Genomic DNA, 2,767 nt, shown 5'->3' on the forward strand with positions numbered 1-2,767 from the left:
GGCGTCAGTTCAGCCGACTGCAATGGTGGCTGACACACCGCTTTCGCGGGCAAGCCTCGCTCCTACAGATTCGGTGTCAGGCTCATGTAATGGGTTTACTCGTAGATGTAATGCAGATAACTGACCTGCTCCGCCAGCGGCAAACGGTGCAGTTTGGGGCAGGATTCGCAGAGGACCGCGGGCTCGCCTTCGACCGGCGCGTGCAGCTGGTAATGCAGGCAGCAATGCCGGCGCAGCGGCAGTTGCGGGCACACTTCCGGCGCAGGAGATTCGACCATCCACTGCAGACCGCGCAGCTTGAGGCGCCCGTCATTGACCGTGACCGGCTCCAGACAGGCATGGGCGTCGGCGAAGCCGTCCCGGGACAGATCAGGGTCCATCCGCGCGAACGCGCCATCCCAGATCGCGACCATGTTGCCCCAGAGGATTTTCGGTGCCAGGCCACCCGCAGCCGCCAAGGTGGCGAACAGCGGCGTCAGGTGCTCATGGATCAACCGCGACCAATAGGCGGCGCGGTCCTCAGCTGCGAGAACCGGCAGCGGCTCGGCCAGCCCCAGTGCCTTGGGCTGCCCGTCGTCGTGAACCAACACGAACTCCCCGTTCCAGAAGTCGATCGCGCCACCGCGTGTCAGCACGCAGGCAAAAGTCGCCGGCAGGACGATACTCATGTAGTTCATCGACCACTGCGAAACCACCGCCGCCCTGTTCACCCCCGGATACAGCAGGGCAAAGCGCGTCAGCAGCGGTTGCAGCACCGCAGGATCGGCAAGCCGATTGAGGGGAACGCAAGGATGATCACCGGGTTCACGCTGGATGACGCGCTTTATTGGCGGCCAGGCCTGACTGAGCCATTCTGGAAATTCGATGACGGGTCTCCCGTGACTTTCCCTAATTATTGCAAACCATTAGCATTGGCCGATCGTATCGTCCCTCTCTCGCAAACTCAACGTCGCTAGCGACCGGGCCCGTCAAGACCTCATGCAAACACTCCGCAATTTCTGGCGTCTCGCACGGCCTTTCTGGGCCTCGGAAGAAAAGTACCGGGCCTGGCTGTTGCTGGTGGCCACGGTAGTGATGACCCTGTGCCTGGTGGGGGTCAACATCCTGACCAACTTCTGGAACCTGCACTTCTACAACGCCTTGCAGGCCCTGGATTACCACGGTTTCATCGTCGGCAGCGTGCAGTTCATCCTGCTGCAGATCGGCACTGCCACCTTTACCGTCGCCGCGTTTCACTTCCAGCAGAAGCTGACGTTGCGCTGGCGTCGCTGGGCCACCCACAACCTGCTCGAGCAATGGCTGGGCAGCCAGCGTTACCAGAAGCTCAAACTGACCGAAACCGAAGTCGACAACCCCGACCAGCGGATCGCCGAAGACATCGATCTGTTCATCGTCAAATCGCTGAAGCTGACCCTGGGCCTTTTGACCTCGGTGGTCTCGCTGTTCTCCTTTCTGCACATCATCTGGCAGGCCTCGGCCCTGGTCAGCGTGCCGTTCGCCGGTGATTCGGTGGTCATCCCGGGGCTTCTTGTCTGGATCGCGATTGTCTATGCGCTGGCCGGCACCGGGCTGGCGTTCTGGCTGGGTCGAGCCTTGCCGCGACTGAACTTCCTGCAACAGCGGCGCGAAGCGGACTTTCGTTTCTCGCTGATGCGCCTGCGGGAGAACGCCGATTCGGTGGCCCTTTACAAGGGCGAAGCGGTTGAGAACCAGCGGTTCAATCAACGCCTGGAAGCGGCGCTGGTGAACTTCTGGGCGCTGGTGAAAAAGCAGAAGCTGATCATGGGCTACTCGACCTTCTACCTGCGCAGCGCCACGGTCATCCCGATGTTCATCATGGCGCCGCAGTTCTTCGCTGGCGCCTTCCCCTTGGGACGCCTGACGCAGATCAGCGCCGCCTTCGGCGAGGTGCACTCGGCTATCGCCTATCTGGTGGAGGTGTTCCCGGAGCTGTCGGCGTGGAAATCGGTGATCGACCGCTTGATCGGTTTCCAGGAGCGCCTGGACAAGGTCGAGGTGCAGTCCAATGTAGTCGCCGGCCATCAGGTCGAAGGCCTGGAGATCAAGGATCTGGACATCTGGCTGCCCAACGGCCGGCGTCTGTTCGATGGCTTCAACCTTTCCCTCAAGCCCGGTGACAGCCTGCTGATCAGCGCACCGTCGGGCTATGGAAAATCGACCTTCATCCGCACCCTCACAGGGCTCTGGCCCCATGCCAGCGGTTCCGTCAGCTATGACCGCAGTCGCGCCCTGACCCTCTCGCAAAAACCCTACCTGCCCCTGGGCAGCCTGCGCGAAGCCCTGTGGTACCCCAACCCGCCGGATCACGAAGCCGACGCCACCCTGCGCCAGACCATGCAGCAAATCGGCCTGCAGCACCTGAGCGAACAGCTGGATCAGGAACACGACTGGTCGCAGACCCTGAGCGTCGGCGAACAGCAACGCTGCGCCTTCGTCCGCGCCCTGCTTGCGCGGCCTGCGGTGCTGTTTCTCGACGAGAGCAGCTCGGCGCTGGATGCGGCGAACGAGGCGCGGTGTTATCAATTGCTCAAGCAGACGTTGCCGGAGACGATTCTGATCAGCGTCGGACATAACGCGTCGCTGGAGCGGTTTCACTGGTATGTGCTGGAGCTGCAGAGCGAGGCGCGGTGGTTGCATCGCAGGGTTGAGCAGCCGGTCTGAACAAACAGTTGATTAAGCGGAACACATACCTTGTGGCGAGGGGGCTTGCCCCCGCTGGGCTGCGAAGCGGCCCCAAAAAGATGGG

The 2,767-nt window shown here is 61.9% G+C and carries 2 protein-coding genes; one reads left to right on the forward strand and one right to left on the reverse strand.

Annotated elements, in window-relative coordinates; all coding sequences use genetic code 11:
* Positions 1 to 95: 95 nt before the first annotated feature.
* Positions 96 to 755 carry a siderophore-iron reductase FhuF gene (gene fhuF, locus ACW9JE_RS30110; protein ID WP_457434834.1) on the reverse strand — a complete coding sequence of 220 codons (660 nt, stop codon included), beginning with the start codon at positions 753 to 755 and terminating at the stop codon, positions 96 to 98.
* A gap of 223 nt (positions 756 to 978) precedes the next feature.
* On the opposite strand from fhuF, the gene ACW9JE_RS30115 reads away from it, so the two are divergent.
* Positions 979 to 2,682: an ABC transporter ATP-binding protein/permease gene (locus ACW9JE_RS30115; RefSeq protein WP_457434835.1), complete on the forward strand. Its 1,704-nt coding sequence runs from the start codon at positions 979 to 981 to the stop codon at positions 2,680 to 2,682.
* The last annotated feature ends 85 nt before the right edge of the window (positions 2,683 to 2,767 follow it).

Source organism: Pseudomonas sp. SDO55104_S430 (assembly GCF_054070595.1).